The 21,294-nt window shown below is 69.3% G+C and carries 20 protein-coding genes; 4 read left to right on the forward strand and 16 right to left on the reverse strand.

Annotated elements, in window-relative coordinates; genetic code table 11:
* Positions 1-12: 12 nt before the first annotated feature.
* The 5 genes from ABZ172_RS23645 to ABZ172_RS23665 form a co-directional block, all read right to left on the reverse strand.
* Entirely contained in the window at positions 13-957 is a 945-nt protein-coding gene (locus ABZ172_RS23645; RefSeq protein ID WP_356886119.1) for a sugar ABC transporter permease, read from the reverse strand.
* A gap of 30 nt (positions 958-987) precedes the next feature.
* Positions 988-2,280: an ABC transporter substrate-binding protein gene (locus ABZ172_RS23650; RefSeq protein ID WP_356886121.1), complete on the reverse strand. Its 1,293-nt coding sequence runs from the start codon at positions 2,278-2,280 to the stop codon at positions 988-990.
* Between the two features lie 325 nt (positions 2,281-2,605).
* Positions 2,606-2,827, reverse strand: coding sequence for a DUF397 domain-containing protein (locus ABZ172_RS23655; RefSeq protein WP_356886123.1), 222 nt, complete (start codon positions 2,825-2,827; stop codon positions 2,606-2,608).
* Between the two features lie 226 nt (positions 2,828-3,053).
* On the reverse strand, positions 3,054-3,278 hold the full coding sequence (locus ABZ172_RS23660; protein WP_356886125.1) for a DUF397 domain-containing protein: 225 nt from the start codon (positions 3,276-3,278) through the stop codon (positions 3,054-3,056).
* The gene (locus tag ABZ172_RS23665) at positions 3,268-4,062 is read right to left on the reverse strand and encodes a helix-turn-helix transcriptional regulator (protein ID WP_356886127.1); all 795 of its coding nucleotides are present in this window, start codon (positions 4,060-4,062) and stop codon (positions 3,268-3,270) included. The genes ABZ172_RS23660 and ABZ172_RS23665 overlap by 11 nt, the downstream gene beginning before the upstream one ends.
* A gap of 164 nt (positions 4,063-4,226) precedes the next feature.
* Here ABZ172_RS23665 and ABZ172_RS23670 point away from each other — a divergent pair, with 164 nt between their 5' ends.
* On the forward strand, positions 4,227-4,418 hold the full coding sequence (locus ABZ172_RS23670; RefSeq protein ID WP_356886129.1) for a hypothetical protein: 192 nt from the start codon (positions 4,227-4,229) through the stop codon (positions 4,416-4,418).
* Positions 4,415-4,723, forward strand: a complete 309-nt coding sequence (locus ABZ172_RS23675; RefSeq protein WP_356886131.1) for a hypothetical protein — start codon at positions 4,415-4,417, stop codon at positions 4,721-4,723. Before ABZ172_RS23670 ends, ABZ172_RS23675 begins: the two co-directional genes overlap by 4 nt.
* 14 nt (positions 4,724-4,737) lie before the next feature.
* Here the strand turns inward: ABZ172_RS23675 and ABZ172_RS23680 are convergent, their stop codons facing one another.
* Positions 4,738-5,148 carry a Rid family hydrolase gene (locus ABZ172_RS23680; protein WP_356886133.1) on the reverse strand — a complete coding sequence of 137 codons (411 nt, stop codon included), beginning with the start codon at positions 5,146-5,148 and terminating at the stop codon, positions 4,738-4,740.
* Positions 5,149-5,279: 131 nt separating this feature from the next.
* On the opposite strand from ABZ172_RS23680, the gene ABZ172_RS23685 reads away from it, so the two are divergent.
* A complete protein-coding gene (locus ABZ172_RS23685; protein ID WP_356886135.1) occupies positions 5,280-5,903 on the forward strand; it encodes a hypothetical protein in 624 nt (207 codons plus the stop codon).
* Between the two features lie 272 nt (positions 5,904-6,175).
* Here ABZ172_RS23685 and ABZ172_RS23690 read toward each other — a convergent pair whose 3' ends face one another.
* The 3 genes from ABZ172_RS23690 to ABZ172_RS23700 form a co-directional block, all read right to left on the reverse strand.
* Positions 6,176-7,093: a hypothetical protein gene (locus ABZ172_RS23690; RefSeq protein ID WP_356886137.1), complete on the reverse strand. Its 918-nt coding sequence runs from the start codon at positions 7,091-7,093 to the stop codon at positions 6,176-6,178.
* 349 nt (positions 7,094-7,442) lie between these two features.
* Positions 7,443-7,955, reverse strand: a complete 513-nt coding sequence (locus tag ABZ172_RS23695; RefSeq protein WP_356886139.1) for an N-acetyltransferase — start codon at positions 7,953-7,955, stop codon at positions 7,443-7,445.
* Positions 7,956-8,243: 288 nt separating this feature from the next.
* The gene (locus ABZ172_RS23700) at positions 8,244-9,035 is read right to left on the reverse strand and encodes an immunity 49 family protein (protein ID WP_356886141.1); all 792 of its coding nucleotides are present in this window, start codon (positions 9,033-9,035) and stop codon (positions 8,244-8,246) included.
* Positions 9,036-9,383: 348 nt separating this feature from the next.
* On the opposite strand from ABZ172_RS23700, the gene ABZ172_RS23705 reads away from it, so the two are divergent.
* Complete coding sequence (locus tag ABZ172_RS23705; protein ID WP_356886143.1) at positions 9,384-9,896, forward strand: GNAT family N-acetyltransferase; 513 nt, start codon at positions 9,384-9,386, stop codon at positions 9,894-9,896.
* Positions 9,897-10,817: 921 nt separating this feature from the next.
* Here ABZ172_RS23705 and ABZ172_RS23710 read toward each other — a convergent pair.
* The 7 genes from ABZ172_RS23710 to eccCa form a co-directional block, all read right to left on the reverse strand.
* On the reverse strand, positions 10,818-11,681 hold the full coding sequence (locus tag ABZ172_RS23710; protein ID WP_356886145.1) for an immunity 49 family protein: 864 nt from the start codon (positions 11,679-11,681) through the stop codon (positions 10,818-10,820).
* Positions 11,678-14,443 (reverse strand): hypothetical protein, encoded by a 2,766-nt coding sequence (locus ABZ172_RS23715; protein WP_356886147.1) that lies wholly within the window; start codon positions 14,441-14,443, stop codon positions 11,678-11,680. The genes ABZ172_RS23710 and ABZ172_RS23715 overlap by 4 nt, the downstream gene beginning before the upstream one ends.
* Positions 14,440-14,868, reverse strand: coding sequence for a DUF6507 family protein (locus ABZ172_RS23720; protein WP_356886149.1), 429 nt, complete (start codon positions 14,866-14,868; stop codon positions 14,440-14,442). The genes ABZ172_RS23715 and ABZ172_RS23720 overlap by 4 nt, the downstream gene beginning before the upstream one ends.
* A gap of 98 nt (positions 14,869-14,966) precedes the next feature.
* Positions 14,967-15,278, reverse strand: a complete 312-nt coding sequence (locus tag ABZ172_RS23725; protein ID WP_356886151.1) for a pore-forming ESAT-6 family protein — start codon at positions 15,276-15,278, stop codon at positions 14,967-14,969.
* A 68-nt stretch (positions 15,279-15,346) separates the two neighbouring features.
* Entirely contained in the window at positions 15,347-15,682 is a 336-nt protein-coding gene (locus ABZ172_RS23730; RefSeq protein WP_356886153.1) for a hypothetical protein, read from the reverse strand.
* A gap of 136 nt (positions 15,683-15,818) precedes the next feature.
* Positions 15,819-17,237, reverse strand: a complete 1,419-nt coding sequence (locus tag ABZ172_RS23735; protein ID WP_356886155.1) for a DUF6177 family protein — start codon at positions 17,235-17,237, stop codon at positions 15,819-15,821.
* Positions 17,238-17,295: 58 nt separating this feature from the next.
* Positions 17,296-21,270, reverse strand: a complete 3,975-nt coding sequence (gene eccCa / locus ABZ172_RS23740) for a type VII secretion protein EccCa (protein ID WP_356886157.1) — start codon at positions 21,268-21,270, stop codon at positions 17,296-17,298.
* Between the last annotated feature and the right edge of the window lie 24 nt (positions 21,271-21,294).

A 21,294-nucleotide genomic window follows, 5' to 3' on the forward strand; every position in this document is an offset into this window, starting at 1 on the left:
GACCTGCTCCGATCAGTAGTTCTGGCGGAAGACGCGACGGATGGTCAGCAGTCCGGCGAGGCCCACCAGGAACAGGACCACCCCGACCGTCTGGCTGTAGCCGAGATCGGCCGCGATGAACGCCTTCTGGTAGACGAGGAAGGACAACGTCGTCGACGAGCTCCCCGGGCCGCCCTGGGTGAGCAGCAGCACGTTCTGCGCCGAACCGAAGAGCGTCCACAGGAACTGCAGCATCGTCACGACCCCGACGAAGTCCCGGATCACGGGGAAGTGGATGCGCCACATGGCACGCCAGTGCCCGGCCCCGTCGAGCTGCGCCGCCTCCCCGATCTCGTCCGGCACGCTGCCCAGCCGGGCCGCGAACAGCACGGCGGTGAACCCGATGCCGCTCCACACGTCGACGACGATGAGCGAGGCGAGCGCGGTGGACGGCGAGGCGAGCCAGGCGTCGGTGAGCGAGCCGAGGCCCACCGAGTCCAGCGCACCGTTGAGCAGGCCGTCCGGCGACAGGACCGCGTAGAACACCATCGCCTTCGCGGGGGTGGAGATCAGCCCCGGGATGAAGAGCAGGTATCGCAGGACCCGGTGTCCCGGCGGCTTCTGCGCGACGTAGTACCCGAGCATGTACGCGCCGACGATCATCAGCGGCAGCGCCACGACGAGCTGTACGGCGGTGTTCCGCACCGCGTCCCAGAAGACCGGGTCGTCCAGGACCGCGCTGACGTTGCCGGTACCGGCGAAGGACACCGGCTGGAGCATGCCCGGCCAGTGCAGGGCCGCGATGACGAAGATGGCGACCAGCGGGCCGACCATGAAGACCAGGTACCAGACCAGCGCGGGTACGGCGAGGATCACCCCGCCCTGCGTGCGGGACTTCGTGGTGGTGGCGGCGGACGGCGAGGGGTCGGCCGGCCCGCGGACCGAGGCGCCGCCCGGGGCGGACGAGAGCAACGTCATAGGAGGACTCGCAAAGGCTCGGGCGCGCGGTCAGGCCGTGCGGTAGGCGGATTCCAGGGCGGAGCGCACGGATGCGGCGCTCGTGCCCCGGGTGAAGGCGGTGCTGGTCGCGGTGATCAGCGGCTGGGTCGCGGTCGGCGGGACGTAGAGATCGGGCAGGAGCGCCTGGCCGACCCGGTCGCCGAGCCGCTGGGCCTCGGCCACCAGCGGGAAGTCCTTGCTGACCGTGTCGGTCACGAGCGCCATGTCCCGGCCGCTCTCGGTGATGAAGCGGGACACCACCTCGGGGCGGTACATGAACCGCAGGAACTTCTCGACCGAGGACAGCTTCTTCACCCCGTTGGGGCTGATCCAGAAGCCGATGAGGGTGTACGACCGCAGGATCGTCGGCTTCCCGTGGGCGGCACCCGGCGCGAGCGGCCAGCCGCCGACCTCGGTGTGCCCGGCCGCCCGGGCCGGCACCTTCGCCAGGGCGGAGGACATCGCGGACTGGATCGCCGCCGCCTCCGTGTTGTACTGCGTGGTCATCGTGTCGGAGGTCAGGCCCTGCGCCTTGTCGGCGAAGACACCGGCGTCCCGCAGCGCCACGAAGTAGTCGATGCCCGCGCGGGCGCCCCGGCTGCCGCTGAAGTCCCCGGTCGTGTAGACCTGCCGGGCCTCCTCCGGGGTGAGGAAGGTCTGGATGATCTGGGCGAGCAGCTTCTGCCCCGTCCAGTCGTTGCCGCCGACGGTCACCGGTGCGATGCCCTTGGCCCGCAGCTTCCGCGCGGCACCGATGAGCTGGTCCCCGGTGGTGGGGATCGCGCCGACACCGGCGCGGTCGAGCAGATGGGTGTTGAAGGCGACCGGCCAGTTGGCGGCGAAGTAGGGGAAGGCGCGGATCCTGCCCTCGTCGTCGGTCCACTCGGTGAGCGCGGCGGGCAGGACACGCTCCCGCAGCCCCCAGTCGTCGAGGTACCCCTTGACGTCGACGGTGGCCCCGACCTCGGTCCAGGCCAGCGTCTTGTCGTACAGGTTGACCATGACCACGTCCGGCTCCTTACGGGCCAGCCGCGAGGTCTCGTACACCTGGGGGAGATCGTCGCCGTTGACGAGGTTCTTGACCCGGAGCCCCGGGTTCTCCTCCTCGAAGTCCTTCACGACGGCGGTGTACGTGGGCGAGCCCGGCGCGGTGGTGCCGAGCTGGGTGTGGACGAGCAGGGTGCCGGGGTCGGAATCGGCCGAGGCGAGCGTGGAACAGCCGGACATTGCGGGCAGCGCGGTGGCGGCGGCGAGGCCGGAACCAGCGGCAAGGAAACCGCGCCGACTCAGAGGTGAGCGCACAGCGGGATGTCTCCAACCAGGACGTTAACCAGAGTGGTTAATCGATGTACCAGCGGGTTGCGAGAAACTTAGGGGCGGTTGGAGGAATGGTCAACCCCTGGTTGCGCATGCTGGAGAGCCGGACATTTCGGGCGTGGGGTGCGCGGGCGTGCGGGAGCCTGGGGGTGGGGGTGCGCGCGGCCGTCCGGGGGCCTTGTGTCCGGGGAGGGCGTGCGGGGCCTTGTGTCCGCGGGCTGTGCGTGGCGGGGCCGCGAGGGCGGGTGGATCCCCGGGGCGCGCCTGCTCCGCCAGGCGTACGTCTTCGGTGCGGAGCCGTCACCCCCGCTCAGGCGGAGAAGTGCCCGGACCTGACTGCGGAGACGAAGGCGGACCAGCCGGTGGTCGGGACGATCAGCGCGGGGCCGTGGGGGGTCTTGGAGTCGCGGACGGGGACGCCGGAGGGGTGGCCGTCCAGGATTTCCATACAGCTGCCGCCCTCGCTGTTGCTGTAGGAGGACTTGCGCCAGCCGGTGAGTGTGGAGGCGTCGGGGAGGGTGTGTTCGGCCACGGTGAGAGCGTAGGTGCCTTCGACCCGTTCGGCCATGGCCGGGGAGCAGTCCACCGTGCGGGGGCCTTGCGTCCGGGGGCTGTGCGTCGTGGGGCACGAGGATGGGCCGTTCCCCGGGGTGTGCGTGCTCCGGCAGGCAGCCTGCTTGCCCGCTGTCGGTCCGTCGTGGACTGCGGGTCGTCGACGCCTGTGGCGTACGTCTTCGGTACGGAGTCGTCGCCCCCGGTCAGGCGGAGAGGTGCCCGGCCTTGACGGCGGCGACGAAGGACGACCAGCCTGCGGCCGGTATCAACAGGACCGGGCCCTGCGGCGACTTGGAATCGCGGACGGGGACGCCTGAGGGATGGCCGTCCAGGACCTCCAGGCAGCTGCCTGATTCCGGACCGCTGTGCGTCGACCTGCGCCATCCGTGCAGCACGGACCCGTCCGGGATCGCGCGTTCAATCCTCATGCCCATAGTCCTTAGCCGCCGCTCGCAACATGGCGAGTGACTCTCTCTGTGGAAGTGCGTCGCTCAGTGCGAGAGCGTAGATGTCTTGCAACCGGGCGACAACGGCCGGCGATTCGTGAATCTTCCCCGTCGACAGGCCCTCGCTGTACGCGACAGGTGGCTGATCCTCGAAGGACATGAGCGAGACCATGCCCTGGCTGATGGGGTGGATGCCGACACCCAGCGGCAGAACGTGTACGCGTACCCGGCCGCACTCTCCCAGGTGGACCACGTGCCTGATCTGTTCGACCATGATCTCCGGGCTGCCGGCCGGGCGTCGTAGTGTCGCCTCGTCCAGCAGTGCCCAGACCACGGGCGTCACTGAGTCGGTGAGGATCTGTGCCCGCTCCAGGCGTGTGACAACGTGCCTGTCACACTCTGCTTCACTCCTGGGAGGGAACGCGGTGCTGAGAACCGCCCGGGCGTAGCGTTCCGTCTGCAGGATGCCGGGCATGAACGTCAGGGCGTATTCGCGGATCATCGTTGCCTGGCGTTCGAGTTGCCGGGCCGCTTCGAAGTAGTCGGCGATCGTGCCGTCGTCCTCCGGCAGGAAGCTGCTCAGCACGTTCCCCGTGTTCAGGGCCTTGTCCAGGCGTCGCGCGTCCTCCTTCGACGGGATGCGGCGTCCCGCCTCGATGTGCGCGATGTGCGAACGGGTCATGACCGCCGCGTCGGCCAACTCCTGTTGGGTCAGTCCTGCGGCCATGCGCTGTTCCTTGAACCAGTCCCCATGGCTATTACTCAACGTCAACTCCTGTGTGACGAATGATCTGTCACCAACGACCCCCTGGCGAGCCTAGCCCCGCCCGTCCCACTCTGTGAGTGGATCGCTACTCAGCGACAGACGGCCAGGTCCCGGCCCCAGGCGCGACCGTGGCCATCGCCCACCCATGCAACGGAGTTGACGACGTGCTGCACTGCATCATCCGCACCCTGGAGGCGCTGCTGCGTCTCCTTCAGCCGGTCCCGGAGGCATTCCGCGTACCCCCGCCGCCCGAGCGTGAGCCGTCCGAGTCGTTCTCGGAGCGTCCGCTGTGGCTCGCGATGTACGGCATCGACATCAGGCCCTGCCCGGGGTGCGGCCTCGGGCGGATCGTGTGACCGGGCGGATTCCCGGCACGGCGCGCCTGCTGCCGTGGGCCGGCCCGGAGGGCAAGCCCTGCTACGTCCTGGGCGACGGTACGGGGCACGTCTCCCGCGTCGCCGACACCATCGAGAGCATCCAGCTCGGCATGGCCGCCGAACTGCTCGGCCACGCCGCCGACATGCTCGACGACCGCCCGGTGACCGTGGTGCAACTCCGCTATGCGGTGGCCCGCATGGCCGAGTCGCTGCGCGACGTGCACCGGATCGCGGAGAGCCGGGGCGAACGCCTCGCGGCTCTGGGGGTCGGCCCCGGGGGCTGAGCGGGCGACGGCTCTCAGGCGTCGAGCACCGCGGCGACCGCCTCGATCTCCACGAGCTGGTCGCTGTATCCGAGGACCGTGACACCCAGCAGGGTGCTCGGCGCATCGTGCTCGCCGAAGCCTGACCGGACCACGCCCCAGGCGGTCACCAGGTCCTCCTGCCGCGAGGACGCGACCAGCACCCGCGTGCTGATGACGTCCTCCAGCGAGGCGCCCGCGTCGGCGAGGGCGGTGCGCATGTTCTCGAACGCCTTCGCCGCCTGGCCCGCGTAGTCGCCCACCGCCGCCGTCGAACCGTCCTCGTTCAGCGGGCACGAACCGGCGAGGAAGACCAGCCGGGCTTCGGCGGGGGCGGTGGCGGCGTAGGCGTACTCGGCCACGTCGGAGAGGCTGGTGGAGCGGATGAGCGTGACGGCGCGGGGCATGGCATCCAAGTCCTGGCGAGTGGGCGGAACTCCGTATGTCTAGCAGACTCCTCGCGGGGCGTCCTCCCCGTTTTCTGCGCGCGGCCGGCGCACCCCGCAGGACGGTCCGGAGCATCGCCTAGCGTGGCCCCATGAGTTCCTCCCTGAGCGTCTACCTGCTCGACGTGGCCGCCACGCAGGCCCTGATCGGCTGCCGCGACGACGACTTCCTGACGGGCGTGCGCGCCGGATTCGCGGACGACCTGGTGCGCGACGACGAGTACCACCGCTACGAGATCGAGGAGGAGGGCGCCCCCACGGCGGACGAGGCACTGCGCGCGGTCGTCCACGGCAGACCCTTCAGCGAGGACCGCAACCACGCCTTCCAGTACGGCTACGCCTACCGGCGGCTCTGCGAGCTCAGCGGATCGTTCCTGCCCAACGACTGCTTCACTCCGCACTCCGGCGACTGGCTGTCGACCGTCGACGAGGGCCTGCGCGCCATGGGAATCACCGCGGTGTCCTTGGACGCGTTCGGCCACGGTGCCCCGCCTGCTCCCCTGCCCTACGCCCACACGCCGGCCTGCGGGCAGTGGGGGCCCGAGGCGATCGCCGAGGCGCTCAAGCAGTACGAGGCCACCGAGCGGTCGGCCGACGGATCGGGACGGGCCGCGTCCCTGGAGCCCCAGGTCGTGGAGGCCGTCACGCAGTGCCTCGACTGGATGCGACGCGCAGGAACGCGACCGGGGCACGGGGTCATCGGGTTCCGCTTCTGAAGCCGGCGACGGGTGCCCGGGCGGGCCCGCGCACCGAGGAGCCGTTCGAGCCCGCCCGGTGCTGCCGGAACACGGACCCGGGACCGCCGACCGATCACAGTCGGGTGCGGCCCCGCGGGCGCAGCGCAGTGGATCACGGTGCCGCGCGTGGGTGGAGCACCGTGCGACGCCCACCGGGTCGCGAAGAGCCGGGGCGACCGCCCGCGGACCGCGTCGCGGAGGTGCCAGCCCCGGCCGCCGCCGGGACGCGGAGGTTTACGCGCAGTACGGGGTCAGCCGGCCCGTCGGCCTGCCCGCCTGGTGAAGCGCCGCAGTCCCCTGCGGGTGGGGGCCAGAGGCGTGTCCTCGGGGGCGATCTGGCTCTGAGCCGCGGCCAGGGCGGCTACGGGGGTCCGGGCCGGGGCCGGGGCCTCCGGGTACGGGTGGCCCCGCTCGATCCGGACCCGGACGGCCTGGGCCATGGCGTGGTGGGACGGCTCCCGGAGCAGGCCCTCCGCGGACAACCTCTCCCACATGTGCAGCAGTTCCTGTCCCCGGGTCGCCACCTGGGACTCGTCCTGGAGCCGCTGCCACGCCGCGGTGGCGCGGGCCACCTCGGGCACGGCCCGGTGCAGATCGGTCCCGCAGCGGATCCGTGCGACGGTCAGGGCGAGGCCGGTCGAGGTCGTGTAGTCGCCGCGGCGATAGGCGATGTACGCCTCGATCGCCCGGGCCTCCAGCGACAGTTCGTCCTCCGCGCCCCGGCGCAGCGTCAGGTGCTCCCGCAGCGCGCCGGCGAGGACGTACGCGGCGTGCAGCTCCTCGCGCTGCGCGTGCTGGATGATCCGCTCGACACGGGCGAGCGGGGGAAACGACTTCTCCTCGGCGACGGTCCGCTCGCGCCCGGGCGGCAGGTCCTCCTCCTCGGCGATGGTCACGCTGGAGCCGTCGGGATACACCCGGAGCCGCGCGACCTGCCGCACACTGCGGTCGATGACGGTCGCCGCCACCGGAGTCCCCAGAGTGCGGGCGAACATGGCTATCGCGTCGAGGATCGCCTCGTTGGGAGGGCGCGTGCCGCCCATCGTCAGCAGATGGCCGTTGACCACCGTCGAACCGTCCTCCGCCACGTAGGCGTCGAGACGGATCAGGGGCTGCGCGCTGAGCGCGGGGAGGTTTCTCTCGTCACGGGGCGTCAGTGAGTGGGGCATTCGCTCAGACTCCGGCTCGGACCACACCGACGGCGGGCATGGAGATGGCCGGCGCAGTCGTGCCTCCGGGCTGTGGGACGTGGACCATATGTTCGCCTCCGAGGTACATGGTCACGTGCGTGACGTCATCCTAATAGATGATGTGATCGCAAGGCCGGGCGGATGCCCGGCCGATCCGGTCGGGACCGCATCACGAGCGTCCGGCCGGTCAACCCCGCCACCGTGCGAACCACAGTCCCGTCCGTATGTCCAAGTCACCCGGATCCATGTCCGGATGCCGCGCATCGGCCGAGGCGCCGAAGGACCGCGTCGCGCGCGGACCGGCGTGCCTCTGCGCGGCGGGGTCCGGTCAGATGCCGAAGGCAGCGGCGTAACGGACGGTCCCGCGGGGCAGCGGACGGCCGGCCGTCAGACTGAGCGCCATCAGGGCGTCTTCGGGGACCTCGATGGTCAGGCCGATGCCGTGGTCAGCGGCACGAGTGAACCCGAACCGCGGATAGTAGGCCGGGTGCCCGAGGACGACCACATGGTGCTCACCCAAGGACGTGGCTGCGGCCAGGGCGGCACGGATCGCCGCGGTGCCCGCACCCGCACGCTGATTCTCCGGACGGACGGCGCACGGAGCCAGGCACAGAGCCGGTGTGGCATCGATGTGGCACCGGGTCAGCAGGGCGTGACCCACCGGTCGGCCGGTGTCGTCCGCAGCGACCAGGGAAAGGCCCTTGATCCAGGCGGTCGGATCGCTGCGCAGGACGTCGACGAGATCGGCCTCGGCAGGGGTGGGGAAGGCGGCGAGGTTGATATCGCGGACGGCGGGAACGTCGGCGACGGTCTCGGCGCGCGTGATCCAGGTGTCGTTCATGGCGATGGGAGATCCGTTTCTGGTGACGTTCGCGCGGCATCTTCGCGAACTCGCGCTCGCGCAGGGGCAGGAGAGCCGAGCCGTGAAGCGGGGCGCGAAGGAGGCACGCACCCCGTGCATCCTCGGTGAATCCCGGAGAGGGCGAACGCCCGGAAGCCGGACGGGGCCTTCACGGTATCCCGGTTCACCCGAGGTGAGGCGGCTGAGTCGCAGCTGCTCGAGCGGTGAAAGCCGGAGTGGTTGCTCAAGCGCCGGCGCTGGATTCCGGGTACTCCAAGGACAGATCCCTCAGGTGGGGAACTCACCCCACCAGTTGCGTCCGAGGAGAGCGGCAGGAAGGTACTCGGACTCGACTTCGATGGGGATGCCTGCGTCGTGGGCGATGCAGGCCATGGCCAGGGGGGCCAGAGCGACGAGGCCGGAGGATTGATACATGCGGCTTTCCTCGGTCCAGTACTCCTTGTGCCACTGGAGGGCGGTGGTGAGTGCCTTGGTGAAGCCTGCGTGGTCCTTACGGAGGAAGCGGTGGAACATTTCCATCGGCGGGTACATCAGTTTGCCCGCCGCCTCCGAGTCGGAGGCGGTCTCGGGGTCGGTGCCGTCGACGGCGGCCACCAGTTTCTCGCCCAGATCCGGCCCACCCAGCCAGTAGGCCTGAAGGGTGCTGATCCAGTCGTAGTGGTACGCGTCGAAGCGTGATCCGTTCTCCCGAAGCAGGGCGAGCGGTACCTGGCACAGCGCGGTGATCCGGTCCTTCTCGCGGCAGATCACCGCCAGGTAGAAGGCGGTGGTCCACGAGCCGGGTGTCACATAAGGCTGCGGGCCCGTGGCCTGGAGTGCGCGGTCCTCGTGCGCGATGCGGCACCGCACATGAGGCTCGGTCGTGGTGGCTGCGGCGAACACGGCCGAGCTGACCTGCATCGCGGCGACCCAGGCGTCCCATGTCGGGAAGATCGATGCCCGCGGATCCAGCAGGCAATGGGACTGAGCCAGGGTGAGCGTGGTGCGCTGAGCACGCCCCAAATCTGTTGAGTCGGTCTCGAGCCCGTCGACAAGCTTCTTGGCGCTCGCCTGGAGCACGGCGATGCCCGCTTCCGCCTTGTCTGTGGGGAGGGGAGGGCGGGGTCCCCGACGCAGCGGATGCGCGCCACGTTCAAGGATGTCGTCAGCGACGCCCTCCTGGTCCCGTGCGAGGCCTCGATGGTCTGCAGCGAAGTGGCCAGGGACCTCTCCACGACAGGAACGACCGCCTCCATCTCAGCCGTCGGATAGCTCTGCCGGGGCACGCTCGTGGCCACTGATCCCCCCTGCCGGATTCAGGTCTTGACGTACTCGAAGGCCGCGCCAGCGTACGCGCCCTCCCTGCGACGGCCTTCGCCGTCGCACGCCTCGCCCCCGAACGTCTCGTCACCTGCGTAGAGTCGGGCGATGCCTGAGTTGCAGCGTCTGCATGCCGACCATGCCCCGGCCGTCCTGGCCTTCGAGCTGGCGAACCGCGCCTACTTCGCCGCCTCCGTTCCCGACCGTGGCGACGATTTCTTTGATCAGTTCCCTGAGCGGCACAACGCTTTGCTGGCCGAGCAGGAGACTGGCAACTGCGCTTTCCACGTGCTCGTCGCCGAGGACGGCTCGGTGCTCGGCAGGTTCAACCTGGTCGACATCGAAAACCACACCGCGGAACTGGGCTACCGGGTCGCACAGCACGTCACCGGCCGAGGCGTGGCGACCACAACCGTCCGGGAGCTGTGCCATCTGGCGGCGGTCCAGTACCGGTTGCACACACTGCGGGCAGCCACCGTCAGCCGGAATGCCGCCTCCCAAAAGGTACTGATCAAAGCCGGGTTCGTCCCCGCCGGCCCCGTCGATCCAGCCCACCTCGGAGGAAATCCGGGCACCTGGTACCAGCGCGACCTGGCAGATGCGATCTCTTCGGGCTGCTGACTGGGGGAAGGCCACAGCCACCGCTGATCAGACGTGTGTGAGGACGAACGATCGGACGGTGGCTGCTGGGCACAGCGTGGACCCTGTCCTCGGGTCGGACCTCTGCTTGCGTGCTGAGGCTGGTCTTCATCGAGCACGCTGCCGTCCCGGAGAGTAGGTCGACGATTCAGCGAGTTTGCCGACCTGCTGGAGGACTGGGACCGAGTCATCGCTGAAGCGGCGCGGTGGGGGTGGGGCGTTGTGGGGCTGAGCCAGTAAGGCAATCCGGTTGAGGCCCTCTTTCTCCACTCTCCGTGAGTGACGTACTCCGCAGGGGTGACGGCCGGCACCTGGAGATGACTAACGGTGGCACGGCCGTATTCGTAGACGTGCTGATACTCGCCGTGTTGGCGCTAGCCGATGAGCCGTGGGACATTCGCTTCGCCGCGGTGCGTCGGCTGCGCCGCATGATCCAAGCCGTGAGGCCGCGCCGTTCAGGCCGCCTGCACCAGAGGGCTGCGGGCGTGTGTACCGACGCCCACGGTCAGTGGCTCATTGCGGCCACCGGCACCGGGTCGTCCATGTGGGTGCCTGTGCTGGCAGGGTCGTCGCCATGGCCTGTAACTGAGGGCCCTTCGATATGGTCGCCGCCGCGGGGTGTTGTCCAGGTTGTTCGTGGGCGTGATGTCCGGGATTCGACCGCCGGGGGTGTGGTCGGTCGTTACATGTGCGGGCACATCGTCCCCGGCCGGCCAACATCGCTCAGGTTGTCTTCAAGGCGTATGCCGTCACCGATATTGCTTTAGTGTCGTGGTCCCGCGCCGACCAGCACCGGCTGCTGTACTGGGGTTCCATGCGGGCGCGGCCCTCTGGGTCCGGACGCTGATCGTTCGGGTCCTATTGCAGGCCTCGGTCATATACCTCGTCGTGCTCTCGCGTGACTCAGGTGGGGAACTCGCCGAGCCATTCGCGCCGGAGGAGGTGCTTGGGCAGGTACTCGGATTCGACTCCGATTGTGAACCCGCCGTCGTATGCGAGGCAGGCGATGGCGAGCGGACCCAGAGCGAAACTTCCGTCGATGTCCTTATCCCGTTCCTCGTTCATGGTCCAGTAAGCCTTGTGCAGCTTCAACGCGTCAGCCAGAGCGGGACTGAAGCCCTCTTCGTCCTTGCGTACGAAGTGGTAAAAGAGGTTGATCGGCGGATAAAGCAAACCTTGCAGCATGTCACGCGGAGTGATCCGGGTCGCTGACGGATCCGACGCCTCGATCGTGGCAATTAGTTTGTCCACCAGTCCCGGGCGCCGCAGCCAGTAGGTCTGCAGGACATCTACCCAGTTGTAGACGAACTCGTCGTAGGAACCATCAGGTGACCGAAGTGTTTCCAACGGGATCTCGCAAAGTTGCGTCATCCGCTGCTGTTCGCGACAGATAACAGCAAGCCAGAAAGCCGTCAGCCAGTTACCTGCATCGGCAGTTGACATGGGTCCGAGCGCCGGAATGGACCGCAACTTTCGATCGATACGGCACTCGACGGTCCCATTGCTCGCACTGGTCACGGCGAAAAGCGCCGATCCCAACTGCATCGCGTTGACCGCGGCTTCCCATGTTTCAACCGCTGCGGCGCGGGGGTCAATGACGCAACGGGAGTGCAGCGCCAAAAGGGATGTTGTAAATGTGAAGTCGATCAGGTCTGCTGACTCTTCAAGCTCATCAATGTCCTTTGCTTGGCTCCTGGTTAGCCGATCTGCAAAATTTTCGGCATCAGGGCCACCGGGCATGTCGTGACGGGTGATATTTTCGATCACGGAAGAGTCCTTTTGGTGATGTCGAACCGCCGGTACTGATATCCAGTGTACCTGCCCGCGTTCTTCTCCCCCTTGACTACGACGTATTCCAGCTTTCCGTCCCTGAGTGCATCCCTCAGAGCACGAACGGCTTCGTCTTCGCCGCGTTTCGACATAGCTTTCATGATGTCAAGGAAGTACTCTCTACTCCCTTGGGAAACTTGCCTACCATTTGAAAGCGTGCGCCTACCGAGCTCTGTCCCAGGGCTGCTCTTGGCCTCGACAACGACGACACGTCCATCGTCATGTCTCCATACTTGATCGAACTGATCATTTCCATTCTTCGGACCGAGGAGAGGCTGGCGGTCGAAGCCCAAGTGGCGCTCGGCAATGTAGTGGTGTGTGGCGACCTTCTCCCCGAAGGCCTCAGCCGCCTTACTCATCTCGGTGTGTGATTCCTTGTAAGCGCCCTTTGATTCACCCCAGAGCCCGGCCGATTCGTGGGTAGGCTGGCTAGCGTGAGCCCTTCCGGCTTCCGCTTTCCAGTCGGTAATAAGGTTGTCCCATTGCACGGCGAAATGGCGTTTCTGGGCGGCCTCGTCAAGAATTGCAAGCCTGGCATCGCTCGTGACGGTGTCCGCACTCACCTTGACGTAAGCGGCATCTAGGTAGTGGGGAGAGGGCGGTGCCGGCGCATCCTTGGCGCGGATCCAGGGGGAATTTTCCGAAAGTCGGGTGAGTTGCGGTGGAGTGAGCCCGCTCGTGTCGTAGGTCTCCAGGTTTTTTCGAGTGCCGTCTTTCCGGTAGTGGTGATCGAAATAGCCTGGTTCTTCATTGGCACGGTAAACCTGGATGTCTTCGATCTGCTCCAAGGTGAGTGAACCAGGAGGGCCGTATGGATTGGGCCCTTCACGCATGAAGCGAGGACGCGGTAGGGGCTGGGGCGTAACAGCACTATCGCCAGCCGGAGTGATCGCGTCGTTCCCTGTATGGGCTGCGCTGTCAAGGCTGCCGGTGCTCGGTGCCGCGGGGCGCCTGGAGTCGCCGGTAGGGTCATTGTCGGCTGCGTGGCTGCCGGGCAGGTCTTGGTTGTTCGCAGGACCTGTGCCGGGCGTCTCTGTTCGCCCACCGGGCAGTCCGTCGCCGGCGTTACCGCTGGAAAGGCTGTTGCTCGGCAGGCCATTTTTGTCGACACCGCCGCCGGGCGCTTGGTTGACAGCTTCGCCACCCTGCGCGTCGTCCGCAGCCCGGCCGACATCGCCCAGCTCGTCGCCCACCCGCGCCCCCGCCCCCACCAGCACCGGCTGCCGCACCGGGGTCTCCACCCGGGCGTGGTCCGGGGTGTCCGCGTCGAAGTCGGCTTTGCCGGGTTCGACGCGGGCTTGATCGGCGCGTTGGACGAGGTTGCCGCTCTCGTCGTAGAGGTTGCCCGCGCGGTCCGCGTAGGCGGCGCCTTCGTCGAAGGGGTTCTTGAGGGTGCCTTCCGGGAGGGCGATCACTCCTTCCGGGAGTTTGACCGTGCCGTCCGCGAGCCGGACGGCGCCCTCCGGGATCGCCGCGCCCGCCGGGAGGTCGATCGTGCCGTCGGCCAGGCGTACGGCGCCTTCGGGGAGGGTGAAGACGTTGTCCGGGAGTGGCGGGATCTCGATGGTGCCCAGGCCCTTGAGGCCGGTCATGACGTCGCCGATCTTGGTCAGGCCGAAGCCCGCGCCCTTGAAGACGTACGTCATCGGGTCGACGAAGCGGCCCACCTTGCCCGCAGCGGAGAGGGCCTTGGCGGCGAGGGCGGCCTTGCCGCCGCCGGCGACCGCGCCGCCGGTGCCGCCGGTGAAGACGGTGGTGACGACGTTGAAGGTGACCGCGCCGGCCGCCCGGGAGGGGTTCTCGCCCCACTGGTCGTAGGCGATCAGCGCCTTGCCGGTCTCCTTCACCGCCGTGCGGGACTCACGCAGCCAGGTGGGGAGGTCTTCGTCCTTCGCCGTCCAGTACTGCACCGCCGTGACCGGACTGAGGCTGATCGCGACACCGGTGGCGAGCTGGGCCAGCCCCTTCCAGGCCTGCCCGGCCGCGTCCCAGCCGTCGACACCGACCAGGGTGCCCAGGCCCTTGATCGTGCCCCAGACTCCGTCGACGAAGAAGCCCTTGGTGAAGTCCCAGGCGTGTTCCCACACCTGCCAGCCCGGGACGGACTCGACGACGGGGTCGCCCCAGGGGAGGCCCTCGGCGTGCTTGAGGGTTTCCGCGTCGTAGCCGTACTGGTTCTTGCTGTCCGAGCCGTCGCTCGTCTTCAGGGGCAGGAGGCAGACCAGCGCGACGATCTTGTTGTAGCAGGCGACCTCCGCCGCCTGGAACGCCGCCAGGGTCTCGGCGATCTCGTCGCGGCGCTGGTTGTTCTCCTCGACCAGGTCGCCGTCCTCGCGCCATGTGTCGTCCGCGTTGATCTTCACGAGGAACGCGCCGGCGTCCCGCTTGATCTCCTTGAGCTTCTCGACCAGTGGGTAGACCTCGTCCGAATACGTGCCCAGTGCCCCGGCGATGGACTTGAGGTCGGACTTCAGCGTCTGCCCGGAGGTCTCGACCGGTTTGGTGGTCGCGAACAACTGGTCCGCTTCGGGCGCCTGGTAGAAGGCCCGGAGTCCACCGAAGCTGCTGTGCACGTCACCGGTGGTGGTCGCGATCGTCTCCGCGGCCGAGGTCAGCTCGGTGACCTTCACGTCCAGTGTCGCGAGGTTTCCCGTGAAGACCGGTATGCCTTCCAGGGGTATCGGCTTGTCGTCGCTCACTTGCGCCCCCCGGGAGCGTCCTGCAGCAGGTCCAGCCGCACGGCCTTGGCCGCGTCCTGCGCGTGCTTGGCCGCGTCCAGGTCGCCCGCCACGTATTCGTTGGTGGCCTTCGCCGCCCCCAGGACGGCGGCCTGGATACGTTCAGCCATGGACTTCAGATAGCCCTGGCGCTGTTCCAGGTACTGGCTCAGCGCGGAGGCCACCGGTCCCAGCGTGGGCTTGGACAACGGTGCCGCTCCCACCGGCACCGGGCCCTGGAGCGGGACCGAGGCCTCCGAACCCGGCACGGCGGTCCCCGCCGCCGTCGCCGCCTCCGACATCGTCGTGACCAGAGCGTTCAGAGCCTTCTCCAGGTCACCCGCATGCGTGCCGGTGACCTTCAACTGGCCCTGTACCCCCTGCGGCTTGATGTCCCACGCCGTCATGAAAGCCCCACCCCCGTACCACCGATGTACCACCGACCCGCTCCACTGCCTCGCACGGACCGGGGGGAACGTTCCTCCCGGTCCGTGCACGCAGCGCGTCAGCCGATGTTGTCGACCGCGGCCTTCGCCCGCGAGAGCGTCTGCTGCGCGGTGCCGTCGTTCTTCTCCAGCGTCGTCCGCAGCAGCTGGACGATGTTCCTGACCTCGTTCGAGGCCTTGTTCCAGCGCAGTTCCTTGCCGTGGTACTCGTCCGCCACCCCGTCGGCCGCGAAGTCCAGCATCGCCGCCTTCACCTGTGCGTCCCGCGCGGCGATCACCTGCTCCAGCCGGGCGATCACCGCCTGGATGTTGCCCTGCGCCTCGTTCGACGCACCCGTGTCGTACGAACGGCGGTCACTGTCCGTCGCCATAACCGATTACTCCCCGTGGAATGAGATCCGAAGCCGTTGAAAGATCGTGAAAGGAGAAAGCGGGAAGGTCAGCCGCGACCAGAGAAGCGGGCGGCGTCGAAGTTCGCCGAAGCCATCAGCGTCTTCGCGTTCTCGTTTTGCTCCTGATCACCCTCGCCGAACGCGGCGTCCATCCCCGACTGCCCGCCGAGCAGTGCGGCCAGCGAACCGTTCAGCGCTGCGGTGATCTCGTCCGAACGCGTCTTGAACGAGTCGAACGCCACCTTGCCCGCGCCGTTGAACTTGCCCTCCAGCGGCTGCGCGGCCTGGATCAGCTGATTGATCAGCGTGCCCAGATCGGTGCTCGACTCCGAGGAACGTGACATCAGGTTCGTCAGAACCGATGCCCCCATATCGAACTTCATCAGATTCCCCCGTCAGGCTGAACAATCGTACGAACAACCATGTCTATCAACCCGGACATCGCCGATGCAATCGGCTATCCGGTCACTGTGACCATGCCAATACATTCCGGCCGGTGCGCTCCCGCGGCAGCCTTCTTCAGGCACCCTTCAGATGCCGCATCAGCCGCTCGTAGTCCTGCCAGCCGGACAGGTCCGACGGGTCACCCGGCAACGGGTAGTACCACGCGGGACGGGCCGCCGGGCCCAGCCGAACGGGCTTCGCGGGCAGGGGAGTACGCCGGGCACGGTCGCCCGGCAGCCCGCGGACCTCGTCGGCGCCCAGGACGAAGGCCAGCGGGACGCCGGGCCCTTCGAAACGCGGCGGCACCGCGAGATCCCGACGGGCTCCGCGGACCTGTACGAGCATCGACTGGAGCCGGTGGCGGGTGGCGAGGACCTCGGCGGCACGGGGCAGCGCGTCCAGCGGCAGCTCCTCGTCGGCTCCGTAGCCGAACGCCAGGGTCACCTCCTCCTCGACGCCCGCCGTCGTGCGGGTGACGCGCAGGGTGGCGAGCCCGGGCCTGTCCCGGTCGCCGACGACCACGGCCAACGTCGGCCGGGGGGACCGCTCGAAGGCGAGATCGGTGAGGCGCTGAGGTGACCAGGGCAGGTTCACGGGCTCGGCCGTCCCCCAGCCCGCCGGGGGCGCGCCGGTGAGCTCGCGCCACACCGACTCCAGACCGCCGCCGAGCACCAGCCGGTCATCGGCGGGGTGGATGGAGCGGAACGTCAGCGCCAGCTGCCGTTCGCCGGTGTCCGACACCTCCCCGTACGACGTGGCGACCGGGGTGTTCGGCTCGTCGACCGTCGCGCCGGGCCCCTCGACCGGCGCGAACAGGCCGTCCTGCCAGCGCAGCACGGCTCCCGACAACCCGTCGTAGTAGCCGTCCCGCTCGTCCTGGACGACCCAGCGGGACGGCCAGGTACCGAGCATGTGGCGTGCGGCGGGGGAGAGCGTGGTCCCGGGCGGTGCGACGACCTGGAGCCCCAGGCCGGCTTCCACGGCGGCCCGGTAGGCGTCCGCCAGCCACGCCGTCAGGGCGACCACCGGGCGGTCCTGGATGACGACGGCGACCTTCTCCGTGAGTACGTCGACGGCGGGTACCGCCGCCGCCGGGACCGGGGCGACGCTCACCCCACCGGTGTCCACCACGGCGAGCGAGCCGGCGGCCTCCGGGGGCCAGGCGGAGCCTCCGGCGAGGTGGGCGAGCCGGGCGGCGAACGTGCCCGCGAGCTGCTCCGCCTCGGCGACACCGGTGGTGGCACGGGCCTCCGTCCACCAGAACGGGACAGGCGGTGCCGCGGCCCCGAGAAGGCGCTCCGCCTCACCCGGCACCTGGACCAGCAGCGGTGCCTCCACGGACACCAGGGGGCGGCCCTCCGGGTCGCAGAGCTGCACGACGGCACCGTCGCCGTGGGTGCCGACCAGCTTGTCGGGGCCTCCGGAGAGCAGCCCCACGAGCACGGTCCACGGGTCGGGCATGCGGGTGGTGAGGGCGATGACGTCCTTGGTCATGGAGTCGTCCGGTCCTTCGTGGTCCGTGGCTGCGCCGTCCGTGGCGGTGTGCCGGCTGTCATTCGGGTGTGTGGACCGTCTGGATCAGGCGGTTCGGCTGTCCCCTGCGCACGAGCACACCGCGGCCCGCGGGCTGCCTGCTCGCGTACACACCGGGGAAGAGCTGGCCCTCGCTGCGGTCACCGTCCATGACGACGGCCGAGGCCCCCGACTCGCGCAGGCCCTGCACCAGGGGCTCGTACATGCCCCGCGAGGCGCCCGCGACCCGCCGGGTCAGGACGAAGTGGAGACCGATGTCGACGGCGGAGGGGATGTACGGCAGGAACGGGGAGAGCGGCGACAGGCCGGCCGTCGTCAGCACGTCGTAGTCGTCGATCAGGACCACGATCCGCGGCCCGCCACCCCAACTGCCCGGCTCCAGCTCCTCGATGCCCGTGTCCTCGTCCGGCAGCCGCCTCTCCAGCTCGGTGGCGATCCCGGCCGAGAGACCTGCGCACAGCTTGGCGTTGTACGCGTAGCCGCCCCGGTACTCCTCGGGGATCGTCCCGCGGAGGCTGCGCCGCGGGTCCATGACGGCGAACACCAGCTCGTCCTCGCCGTAGCGGTCGATCAGGCCTGCGGCGACGCTCTTGAGGAGGTTCGTCTTCCCGCACTCGCTGTCTCCCATGACGAGCAGGTGCTGGTCATGGCCGAACAGATCGAGCAGGACCGGATCGAGGGCCGTCTGGTCGAGGCCGATCGGCACCCGGTGGGGTTCGGTCACCGGACCCGGCAGAAGATGCGGCTCCAGGACGGACGGCAGCACGCGCACCGGCTGCGCCACCTCCCCGCTCCACGCGGCCCGGACCGTACGGGACGTGCGCTCCAGGACGGCGCCCAGGCCGGTGGTGTCGGCCAGGCCGTCCGTGCGCGGCAGCGCCGCCTGCGCGAAGAGCTTGCCGTCGGTGAGCACACGGCCGTGCTCGTCGGGCGACAGGGTCGCGGAGAGCTTGCGGTCGACGCTCGACTCGCCGGGGTCGTTCAGCCGCAGCTCGACACGGGTGCCGAAGGCCGACTGGGAGGCGATGCGCACGTCGTTCCAGCGCAGCATGCCCGCGACGACGTGGATGCCGTAGCCGCCGCCGCGCTTGAGGATGTCGACGACCGCCTCGTCCAGGTCCTCGAAGTCGTCGCGCAGCGCGCCGAACCCGTCGACGACGAGCACGATCTCGGCGGAGGCGAGCGAGGGCAGCCGCCCCGCCGCGTGCAGGGTGCGCAGTTGCTCGACGGAGTCGATGCCGTGCTCCCGGAAGAGGTGCTCGCGTGTGCCGAGCATGTTCCGCACCTCCTCGACCGTGCGCCCGGCGCGTTCACGGTCCGCACGGCCCGCGACCCCGCCGACATGCGGCAGGCCCGCCAGCGCCTGGAGGCCGCCCCCGACCAGGTCGAGGCCGTAGACGCCCACTTCCCGGGGGGTGTGGGTCAGCGCGAGTGAGAGGACCAGCGTGCGCAGGAGCGTCGTCTTGCCGGACTGCGGACCGCCGATGACGGCGACATGGCCGCCCGCCACCGTGAGGTCCAGGTACCACTGGCCCTGCCACTGCTTCGTCGGGTCGTCGAGCAGACCGAGCGGCACCTGGAGCGGCCCGCGCCGCTTGGCGAGCTGCATACCGCGCGGCCCGGCGTCCAGCGGGCCCGCGACCTTGTCCAGGGTGATCGCGCCGGGCAGCGGCGGCAGCCAGATGCTCCGCACCGGCGCGGCCGCGCCCTCCAGCTGCCCGACGACGACACCCATCTCGGTCGGCCCGGTCTCCCGGCGGCGCGACGAGGGCTCCTGGAGACCGGAACCGTCGGGTGCGGACAGGGTGTTGAACGCCTCGTAGGGGAGGGCGAGCGGTCCGGTGTCCTCCTCGCCGGCCCGCTCGACGGGACCCCGGTAACCCCCCGACACGTAGCTGGCCTTGAAGCGCGCGTAATGACTCGTGTCGACCTTGAGGTAGCCGAAACCGGGCAGCGGCGGCAGGTGGAAGGCGTCCGTGGTGTCCAGGACCGTGCGCGACTCGTCGGCGGAGAAGGTCCGCAGGCCGAGCCGGTAGGAGAGGTAGGTGTCCAGGCCCTTGAGCCTGCCTCCCTCGATGCGCTGGCTGGACAGCAGCAGGTGCACGCCGATGGAGCGCCCGATGCGGCCGATGGAGAGGAAGAGGTCGATGAAGTCGGGCTTGGCGGTGAGGAGTTCGCCGAACTCGTCGATGACGACGAACAGGTGGGGCAGCGGTTCCAGGTCGGGGCGCCTCTCGGCGCGCAGCGCGGCGTAGTCGCCGATGTCGGCGACATTCCCGGCGTCCTTCAGCGCCTGCTGGCGGCGCTTCACCTCACCGGCCAGGGAGGCGTGGACCCGCTCCACCAGGCCCGCCTGGTTCTCCAGGTTGGTGATGACACCCGCGACGTGCGGCAGTTCGGCGAACGGCGCGAAGGTCGCGCCGCCCTTGTAGTCGATGAGGACCAGGGCGAGGTCCTCCGGCGGATGCGTGGTCACCAGGGCGAGCACGAGGGTGCGCAGCAGCTCCGACTTGCCGGACCCGGTGGCCCCGACACACAGGCCGTGCGGACCCATGCCGAGCTCGGAGGACTCCTTGAGGTCCAGCAGCACCGGTTCGCGCGCGTCGCTGACACCGATCGGCACACGCAGGAAGGCGCGTTCGCCGCGCGGTGCCCAGAGGCGCGCCAGGTCGAGGCGTGCCACGTCGTCGATCCCGAGCAGCCCGGCGAAGTCCACCGGGCCGGACAGGGGCGCGTCGACGAGCGACTCGGCGGAGAGGCGCAGCGGCGACAGCATCCGGGCCAGGCTCTCGGCGAACGGGACACCCACCTCGTCCACCGTGCCGTGGGCGCTGACCGGTTCCGCTCCGCGCAGGTCCTCGATGAGCACCTCGGATCCCTCGACGGTGAGCCTGATACCGACGTCCCCGGGTTCCTGGACGCGCTGCTCCAGCAGGTGCAGGACGGTGACGCCCATCTCCCGGAGGCCGACCGCGTCGTCGGGGCGCGGCAGGTCGACCGCGTCCTCCCCGTGTCCGTCGGCCACGACCAGGAGCCGGGACGACATGGACAGGGCGTCCTGGCCGGCCAGTCCCCGGCGCACCTCGGCCGCGTAGGACGCACGGCGGCGCAGTTCCGGGCCGAGCCGCCGGGCCAGCTGGGGCGTGGAGGGCGCTGTCCGCCGGGCGGCGACCGGGCCGTCGAGCTGTTCGGCGTCCAGCAGGTGCGGCAGCCACTTCGCCCACTCCCAGTCGGCGATGCGCTCGCCGGGCACGGCGAGCGCCATCGCCACGTCGTCCGGAGCGTGCGTCGCGGCGGCCTGCACCAGCAGGGCGCGGGCCACGCGCAGGCAGTCCTCGCGGGGACCGATGACGCTGATGTTGCCCACCCGGTCGAGGGGGACGGTGAGCGGGAGTTCGGTGCCGGTGCGGAAGCGGCTCATCAGGGCCGACGCCTCGTTCAGCATGAACAGGTCCGGCGGGGTGAGGACCGACGATCCCTGATCGGCGATCTGCAGGTCGCGCACGGGCATCTCACCGGTGCCGACCCGGACGCGCAGGAAATCCGTGTCGACGCGCCGCCGCTCCCAGAGACGTGCGGGATCGCGCACGATGTCGTAGAGGGCGTGCGGCGGCGGGTTCAGCACGTCGGCGCGCTCACGGCGTGCGCGCTCCTCGGCGGAGAGTTCCTCCCGCAGGTCCTCCACGTAGGCGAGGTAGGCCTCGCGCTGGGTGCGCCGGGTGCGCTGGGCCTTGCCGCGCTGGGAGAAGAGCAGCGCGAGGGAGCCCAGGACCGTGACGACGAGGATGATCGCGCCGAGTGCGGCGAACTGGCTGTTGCGGACGACCGTCATCATGACGACGGACGACATGACCCCGGCGACGGGCAGCAGCGACATCGCGATGTTGCCCGCCTTCCCCTCCGGGAGGTTGGGCGGTGCCTCGATGGTGCGCGCGGGACTGTCGGCGGGCGGCCGGGTGGTCCTGGCCGGGCGGTGTATCAGGCGGGTGCTCATGGGCGTCCGTCACTCACGGTCGGG

Source organism: Streptomyces sp. NPDC006296, assembly GCF_040613235.1.
In the GTDB taxonomy this organism is placed as follows: Bacteria; Actinomycetota; Actinomycetes; order Streptomycetales; family Streptomycetaceae; genus Streptomyces.

Bases quoted from the DNA above. Each gene is read 5' to 3' on its own strand.
- ABZ172_RS23730 (WP_356886153.1), bottom strand. From the start codon at position 15,682: ATGAAGTTCGATATGGGGGCATCGGTTCTGACGAACCTGATGTCACGT.
- ABZ172_RS23725 (WP_356886151.1), bottom strand. From the start codon at position 15,278: ATGGCGACGGACAGTGACCGCCGTTCGTACGACACGGGTGCGTCGAAC.
- ABZ172_RS23735 (WP_356886155.1), bottom strand. From the start codon at position 17,237: ATGACCAAGGACGTCATCGCCCTCACCACCCGCATGCCCGACCCGTGG.
- ABZ172_RS23690 (WP_356886137.1), bottom strand. From the start codon at position 7,093: ATGCCCCACTCACTGACGCCCCGTGACGAGAGAAACCTCCCCGCGCTC.
- ABZ172_RS23720 (WP_356886149.1), bottom strand. From the start codon at position 14,868: ATGACGGCGTGGGACATCAAGCCGCAGGGGGTACAGGGCCAGTTGAAG.
- ABZ172_RS23695 (WP_356886139.1), bottom strand. From the start codon at position 7,955: ATGAACGACACCTGGATCACGCGCGCCGAGACCGTCGCCGACGTTCCC.
- ABZ172_RS23645 (WP_356886119.1), bottom strand. From the start codon at position 957: ATGACGTTGCTCTCGTCCGCCCCGGGCGGCGCCTCGGTCCGCGGGCCG.
- ABZ172_RS23685 (WP_356886135.1), top strand. From the start codon at position 5,280: ATGAGTTCCTCCCTGAGCGTCTACCTGCTCGACGTGGCCGCCACGCAG.
- ABZ172_RS23680 (WP_356886133.1), bottom strand. From the start codon at position 5,148: ATGCCCCGCGCCGTCACGCTCATCCGCTCCACCAGCCTCTCCGACGTG.
- ABZ172_RS23660 (WP_356886125.1), bottom strand. From the start codon at position 3,278: ATGAGGATTGAACGCGCGATCCCGGACGGGTCCGTGCTGCACGGATGG.
- eccCa (WP_356886157.1), bottom strand. From the start codon at position 21,270: ATGAGCACCCGCCTGATACACCGCCCGGCCAGGACCACCCGGCCGCCC.
- ABZ172_RS23705 (WP_356886143.1), top strand. From the start codon at position 9,384: ATGCCTGAGTTGCAGCGTCTGCATGCCGACCATGCCCCGGCCGTCCTG.